The organism is Synechococcus sp. MU1655 (genome assembly GCF_023630655.1).
Taxonomy (GTDB): domain Bacteria; phylum Cyanobacteriota; class Cyanobacteriia; order PCC-6307; family Cyanobiaceae; genus Synechococcus_C.
Genome location: NZ_JAKUHK010000087.1, coordinates 1 through 7,194, shown reverse-complemented (window position 1 = coordinate 7,194; position 7,194 = coordinate 1). Strand labels below are relative to the sequence as shown.

The following is a 7,194-nucleotide window of genomic DNA, read 5'->3' as shown; positions in this document are numbered from 1 at the left end:
CCTGAACCACATCGCCATCCGAAGCTGATGTAGCGGCTTCACCGTTAACCAATAAGGCCTGCACGGTGCTGCTGCTCTGCTCTAACAGGTCATATCCCTCAAACGCCGTGGCATTGAGATCAGCCGCCACTTGGTCGATTGCATCCTGCAGCGTGAGATCAATACTCACCGCCGCGGCCTTGGCCCGCTGACGCTGTTGCTCCATCGCCTGCTCGAATCCGGCCAGATCAACATCAAGACCCTGCTCTTCGGCAATTTCCTGGGTGAGCTCCAGGGGGAATCCATAGGTGTCATAGAGCTCAAATGCTTGGGCACCACTGATCTGCTTGGGCTTGCTCTCCAACACCTCTGCCAGCAGCTTCTCCCCACGCTCCAAGGTTTCCAAAAAGCGCGACTCCTCCCTCTCAAGCTCGGCCAAGATCACCTCCTGTCGCTCAATCACCGACGGATGGGCGTCCTGTAGGAGTGCGATCGAAGCTTGTCCCATCGTGACAAGGAAAGGTTGATGAATGCCCAACAAACGGCCGTGACGCACCACCCGGCGTAAAAGACGGCGCAGGATGTACCCCCGCCCCAAGTTGCTGGCCGAAACGCCATCACAAATCAGTTGCGTCACAGCACGGCTGTGGTCACCAATCACCTTGAGAGACGTTTGTCCTGCATCGTCGAGCTGGTGGTAGTCGACCCCAGCAAGATCAGCGGCAGTTTGAATCAGCGGAAAGATCAGGTCTGTTTCATAGTTATTGGGAACCTTCTGCAGGATCTGAGCCATGCGCTCCAGTCCCAGGCCGGTATCGATGTTGCGATTAGCAAGCGGCGTGAGGGTGCCCTCAGCGTCACGGTTGTATTGCATAAACACCAAGTTGTAGAACTCGATGAAGCGCTCGTCGTCCTCAAGATCGATTCCTTCATCACCAAGTTCGGGCTTGAAGTCGTAGTAGATCTCCGAGCAGGGGCCACAGGGTCCGGTCGGACCAGACGCCCAAAAGTTGTCGGCTTCGTCCATGCGAATGATTCGCTTCGGGTTCACCCCCACCACATCACGCCAAATCTGTTCAGCCTCATCGTCTTCACGGAAGACACTCACCACCAGATGCTTGGGATCGATACCAAAGAGATCCGTACTCAGCTCCCAGGCCCACTCAATTGCCTGCTGCTTGAAGTAGTCGCCAAAGGAAAAGTTGCCAAGCATTTCAAAAAACGTGTGATGCCGCGCCGTACGGCCCACGTTCTCGATGTCGTTGGTGCGAATGCACTTTTGGCTACTGGTAGCCCGCGGCGCTGGCCGCTTCTGCTGCCCGAGGAAGACTGGCTTAAACGGCAACATTCCCGCAATGGTGAGCAAGACCGTGGGATCCTCAGGAATCAAGGAGGCGCTGGCCATCACCTTGTGGCCCCGCTCTTCGTAGAAGCTCAGAAATGCTGCCCGAATCTCAGCACCAGTGCGGGGGGTGGCAGCAGCGGATCGCGACGAACGTGCAACAGCCATGGCGAATTCCGCGTCAACAACAGATCGAAAGGCCATGATCGCCCCTGAGCCGCCGCGCACCGTCGTCGCACCGTCTCCTTCCACCGACAGCCGCCATCGACTGCGCTGGCTATCCATTGGCTGGGCCTGCCTTGCTGGACTGACAGCAGGCCTTTTCAGCCTTCCATTTGGACTCGAAATGGCGGTGCGATCCTGTGGCTGCGGATTGTTTTATGGCCTTCTGGCCTTCCACCTAGAGCGCGTTGACTCCAACGACTCCCACCTACGCGCTGGGCTCGTTGGAGCGGTCTGTGGGTTACGAAGCCTTGGGATGTCTTTACCTTCCCCCTTGGCAGGGGCCGATGCCCTGGCAATATTGGTGTTGGATCTCCTCATTGGGTGGCTGCCGTTGATCGGCAGTGCACTCGTGCTTTACGGAACCCAACGCATGTTTTCTGCGTCGCGGCCATGAGCCTGCTGCACGCCACCTGGCTTCCGGCCATTCGTACTCCTACCAGCTCTGGACGAGCTGCCCTTTTGGTGTGGGCTGACACCTGGCGCGTTGCCGAGCCTGCAGGCCCAAGTACAACCCCTGCGCTTCACCCCTTCACCCTTAGCCCAGACGATCTCCGGGCCTTGCTCACGGAACGGGATCTTTTACCCGACGGCATCATTGATGCCACAGCATGCCTCACCCTGCCGAGCCGCAGCGTGAAGCCCCGAAAAAAACGCGGAGCAGAGGCCAGCAGCACTGAAGAGCCCGTTTGGACAGGCCTTCCCTTACAAGCTGGAGAACCGATCCCGAAGCAGACAGAGTGGTGGCCTTGGCAGGTTCAGGGGCTCGCGATTGACCCCATGGCGGCCACCGCCTGGCTCTCCAAACTTCCTCTGTCAGGACGACATCCTGATTTGGCTGATGAGTTGCGCTGGTGGAGTCACATGCAGCGTTGGTCCCTCAGCCTCGTAGCCCGAAGTCGCTGGCTCCCCCAAGTGGAGCTGAGCAAGGGCGAGGGCTATCCCCATCGCGCCCGCTGGGTACCGCTTCTCAATCGGGAAGAAGACCGGCGCCGCCTTGAAGACTTGGCCTCAGGCCTTCCTCTCGTTGCCACCTGTGCCCTGCCTTGGCGAGAACCAACGGGCAAACGCAGCAACCGAATCACCAGGCTCAGACCAGAAGCCATGCGCGCCGCGAATCCGGTGGCTTGCTGCAGGCCTCGCAGCGGCCGACTACGGGTTGCCACGCTGTTGTCCGACCTGATGGACGCGCAGCTGCGCAAGGGCTTTACCCCTGACCCTGACGGCTTGGACCCCCTACTACGAGCCTGGGAGGAAGCCTTGAGCTCGGATACAGGTGAGCTCCAACTCAGTGATGAAGAAACCGAACGCCTAGCCACCGCCAGTAGTCATTGGCGTGAAGGGGTCGCTGGCAATGTGGCAGCGGCCCGCGCCTGCCTTGAGCTGGCAACACCAGCGGACGATGAGGACCTTTGGCCACTGCGCTTCTTTCTGCAAGCGGAAGCAGATCCCACCCTCAAGCTGCCCGCGGGAGCGGCCTGGGCTGCAGGCCCCAGCGGCCTCCAACTTGGGGAAATCAAAGTGGATCACCCCAGCGAGGTCTTGCTCGAGGGCATGGGGCGAGCCCTGACCGTATTCCAGCCGATCGAGCGCGGACTGGACAGCGCCACGCCAGAGAGCATGCAGCTCACGCCAGCTGAAGCGTTTGTTTTGGTGCGCACAGCAGCCCGACAACTGCGAGATGTGGGCGTTGGCGTTGACCTGCCACCAAGCCTTTCTGGAGGGCTGGCTAGCCGGCTTGGCCTCGCTATCAAGGCAGAGCTCACCGAGCGTTCGCGAGGCTTCACGCTCGGTGAAAACCTTGACTGGAGCTGGGAGCTGATGATCGGCGGGGTGACGCTGACCTTGCGAGAGCTTGAGCGCTTGGCTGGAAAGCGCAGCCCTCTGGTCCGTCACAAAGGGGCTTGGATCGAACTACGCCCCAATGACCTCAAAAATGCCGAGCGCTTTTGCGCCGCCAATCCAGACCTGAGCCTCGATGACGCGCTTCGGCTCACCGCCACCGAAGGCGACACGATGATGCGCCTGCCCGTGCATCAATTTGATGCCGGTCCGCGACTGCAAGCCGTGCTGGAGCAGTACCACCAGCAGAAAGCGCCAGACCCACTCCCCGCTCCCGAGGGCTTTTCAGGTCAACTCAGGCCCTATCAAGAGCGAGGTCTCGGCTGGCTTGCCTTCCTGCATCGCTTCGACCAAGGCGCCTGCTTGGCCGATGACATGGGCCTTGGCAAAACCATCCAGCTGCTGGCTTTTCTGCAACACCTCAAAGCAGAAAACGAGCTCAAGCGATCGGTCCTTTTAATTGCACCCACATCCGTACTCACGAACTGGAAACGAGAGGCAACGGCGTTCACACCCGAGCTCAAGGTGCATGAGCACTACGGTCCAAAACGCCCCAGCACCCCAGCAGCACTGAAAAAGGCGCTGAAGGACGTTGATCTCGTGCTTACCAGCTATGGCCTGTTGCAACGCGACAGTGAACTCCTCGAAAGTCACGATTGGCAAGGTCTCGTGATCGATGAAGCGCAGGCGATCAAGAACCCCTCCGCGAAGCAAAGCCAAGCCGCCCGTGACCTGGCACGCCCAAAAAAGAACAGCCGTTTTCGGATCGCACTCACCGGCACACCCGTCGAAAACCGCGTCAGCGAGCTCTGGGCCTTGATGGACTTCCTCAACCCAAGGGTGCTTGGAGAGGAGGAATTTTTCCGGCATCGCTACCGAATGCCGATTGAGCGGTACGGAGACCTCTCCTCCCTTCGCGACCTCAAAGCCCGAGTGGGACCGTTCATCCTCAGACGACTGAAAACCGACAAAGCGATCATCTCGGATCTCCCCGAGAAGGTGGAATTGAGCGAGTGGGTTGGGCTGAGCAAAGAGCAGAAGTCGCTTTATGCCAAAACCGTTGAAGACACCTTGGATGCCATTGCCCGCGCGCCACGTGGCAAACGTCATGGTCAGGTGTTGGGGCTGCTCACCAAGCTCAAGCAGATCTGTAACCACCCTGCGCTTGCCCTCAAGGAGGAGGGCGCCAGCGAAGATTTCCTCAAACGGTCCGTGAAGCTCCAACGTCTCGAAGAAATTTTGGACGAGGTCGTAGAAGCGGGGGATCGAGCCTTGCTGTTTACCCAGTTCGCGGAATGGGGCAAGTTGCTCCAGGATTATTTGCAACGACGCTGGCGCAGCGAAGTTCCCTTCCTCAGCGGCAGCACCAGCAAAAGTGAACGGCAAGCGATGGTCGATCGCTTTCAGGAGGACCCGCGCGGGCCCCAGCTTTTCCTGTTATCACTCAAGGCTGGCGGAGTCGGCCTCAACCTCACGCGCGCCAGTCATGTCTTTCACATCGACCGTTGGTGGAACCCCGCCGTTGAAAATCAAGCCACGGACCGTGCCTATCGCATCGGCCAAACGAACCGGGTCATGGTGCATAAGTTCATCACCAGCGGCTCGGTCGAGGAGAAAATTGACCGCATGATCCGCGAGAAGTCCAGACTGGCGGAAGACATCATTGGCTCCGGCGAAGACTGGCTTGGAGGCCTTGAAATGGGACAACTCAAAGAGCTAGTGAGCCTGGAGGACAACCAAGCATGAGCATCACCCCACCAGGTGGAATCAACACCTCGATCAGTGACGACGGTCTGTCTCAACAACCCTGGTGGGTTGAGCAGTGGATGGAGCTCATCAATTCTTACCGCTTCAAAAAGCGCTTGGAACGGGCTTGGGCCTACGCGCGAGAAGGTCACGTGACCTCCATTCGCTTCGAAGGACGACGGGTGCATGCCCGTGTGCAAGGCACAGACAAAGACCCCTACAAAGTGAAGCTCTGGCTCGATGTTCTGAAAGATGAGGACTGGCGCTACGTGCTGGAGGCGCTCACCATGAAGGCACGCTGGTCCGCTCAACTCTTGGCAGGGATCATGCCAGCCGACATCGAACGGGCCTTCGCGGCCAGTGGTCGCCGCCTGTTTCCCTTCAAGCTTCAAGAGGTGAGGAGCGAATGCAGCTGTCCAGACAAAGCCAACCCTTGTAAACACATCAGCGCTGTTTATTTCTTGATGGGAGAACGGTTCAGCGAAGATCCGTTTGTGCTGTTTCAGCTGCGTGGTCGCACGCGAGCCAAATTGCTGGAAGACCTGGCGGCGCATCGTCAACAGGCATTACAGGCCATCGCTGAGAGCGCAAACCAAAGCGACAACGCAGAAGCGCTTGCAATCGAAGTCAGCAGCAGCGAACTCAATCCTCCCCATCCCGCGGTTCTCGATCCAACGCTCTGGTGGCGCTATGACGCGGGCCTTGACGGAGACCTGGTGGTGATCACCCCAGCGATGGAAGGAGACACCGGACTTGACGCAGCAGGTGAATTACCACTAGCCGAAGAGCCCCGCTTCCCAGAGGCAAAGCCCCGTTTCTTGCAGCACCTGCGCGAACAGGGACAAGCCTTAGCGCAACAAGCCATGTTGGAGGCGATGGCAGCGGGGCAGTAAGCCATGACGGACATGATTTCAAGGACCTCCGCTCCCTGGTTGAGAGCTGATACCCAGGCGTTAATCAACGACTTGCTGATCTCCTATCAACGGGCCTTTGCTCAACCCCTACTGGTGTGTGATCAAAGCGGCCCGTTCCATCGCACAGCAGCGCAAGAACTTTTCGCGAGCCCAATTGCCGTGTTGGCTCATGATCACCGTGCTGATCCATTGCTGACCTATGTCAACAGCACTGCCCTACGGATCTGGGGGCACAGTTGGCACACCATGGTTGGCATGCCCTCCAGGCTGACTGCTGAGGAGAGTGAACAACACGAACGGGCCAACGCTCTTCAGCAAGCCCATCAAAGTGCCGGCTTCCGAGGCTATAGCGGGATTCGCATTAATCAAGAAGGTCGGCGTTTCATGATTCACAACGCTCGAATCTGGCCCCTGTGGGATGACAACAATGAGGCCTGCGGACAGGCCGCTGCTTTCTCCAACTGGTGGTGGATTTAACCATTGAATCGAACAGGATCATTGCTTGTTCACGCACCCCAGCCGAAAGCCCACCAACCGAGAAACAGCAAGCTGAAGCCTGTCAAAAAGGCCAGGCCAAACCAGGTGAGCACTCGCATCGCTGGACCATCGCGATGCTCCACAGCCACTAGGTCACTGTTCATCGTGTCCATTGCCATCCAGGCAAATAACGGAGCTGTCAGAAAGCTTCCTGTCATCGCACCGAAGACAAAATCTTTCACTCCAATCCCCCCACTGAACGCAAACAGCAAGGCCACCAAGGCAGCCAATAAATGCAGCACTAACCACACGGTCAAACGACGCTGCTGAGGAGCCGAAGCCAAATCCCCTCGATCAGACCCCTGCAATAAACCTTGGATCGCAGAAATACTGCGTGGATAGGCATCTAAACAGGTGAGCGTTGTACTAAACATCGCCGCAAAGGCCGCCGGCACAATCACCCAAGCAGCCCAGCCACCCATGGCTTCGGTGTACAGGCGAATGAGATTCTGAGCAAAAGACACCCCACTGCCGGCAAACATTCCCTCGCCGGTGCCATACATCGTGTAAGCACCCAAAATCACAAAGAAGACGGCCGTCACAACAGTGACCGCATAGCCCAGGTTGAAATCAAATTCGGCCTCCTTCAAAGACGCCGAATGCTTGCTGTCT

5 protein-coding genes and 1 pseudogene are annotated in these 7,194 nt (G+C 58.2%); 4 read left to right on the top strand and 2 right to left on the bottom strand.

Annotated features, from left to right (window positions below):
* A partial coding sequence (alaS, locus tag NCN04_RS05715; RefSeq protein ID WP_250395453.1) for an alanine--tRNA ligase occupies positions 1-1,489 on the bottom strand: 1,489 nt, incomplete at its 3' end.
* Between the two features lie 34 nt (positions 1,490-1,523).
* Here alaS and NCN04_RS05710 point away from each other — a divergent pair.
* From NCN04_RS05710 to NCN04_RS05695, 4 genes are read left to right on the top strand one after another with little or no spacing between them, the layout of a single operon-like run.
* A complete protein-coding gene (locus NCN04_RS05710) occupies positions 1,524-1,940 on the top strand; it encodes a hypothetical protein (RefSeq protein WP_048347468.1) in 417 nt (138 codons plus the stop codon).
* Complete coding sequence (locus NCN04_RS05705) at positions 1,937-5,131, top strand: DEAD/DEAH box helicase (RefSeq protein WP_250395452.1); 3,195 nt, start codon at positions 1,937-1,939, stop codon at positions 5,129-5,131. The genes NCN04_RS05710 and NCN04_RS05705 overlap by 4 nt, the downstream gene beginning before the upstream one ends.
* Complete coding sequence (locus tag NCN04_RS05700; RefSeq protein WP_048347470.1) at positions 5,128-6,024, top strand: SWIM zinc finger family protein; 897 nt, start codon at positions 5,128-5,130, stop codon at positions 6,022-6,024. Before NCN04_RS05705 ends, NCN04_RS05700 begins: the two co-directional genes overlap by 4 nt.
* Before the next feature lie 3 nt (positions 6,025-6,027).
* Positions 6,028-6,522 carry an MEKHLA domain-containing protein gene (locus NCN04_RS05695; RefSeq protein ID WP_250395451.1) on the top strand — a complete coding sequence of 165 codons (495 nt, stop codon included), beginning with the start codon at positions 6,028-6,030 and terminating at the stop codon, positions 6,520-6,522.
* A 29-nt stretch (positions 6,523-6,551) separates the two neighbouring features.
* Here NCN04_RS05695 and NCN04_RS05690 read toward each other — a convergent pair.
* A pseudogene (locus NCN04_RS05690) lies at positions 6,552-7,194 on the bottom strand (divalent metal cation transporter); the annotation flags it as partial.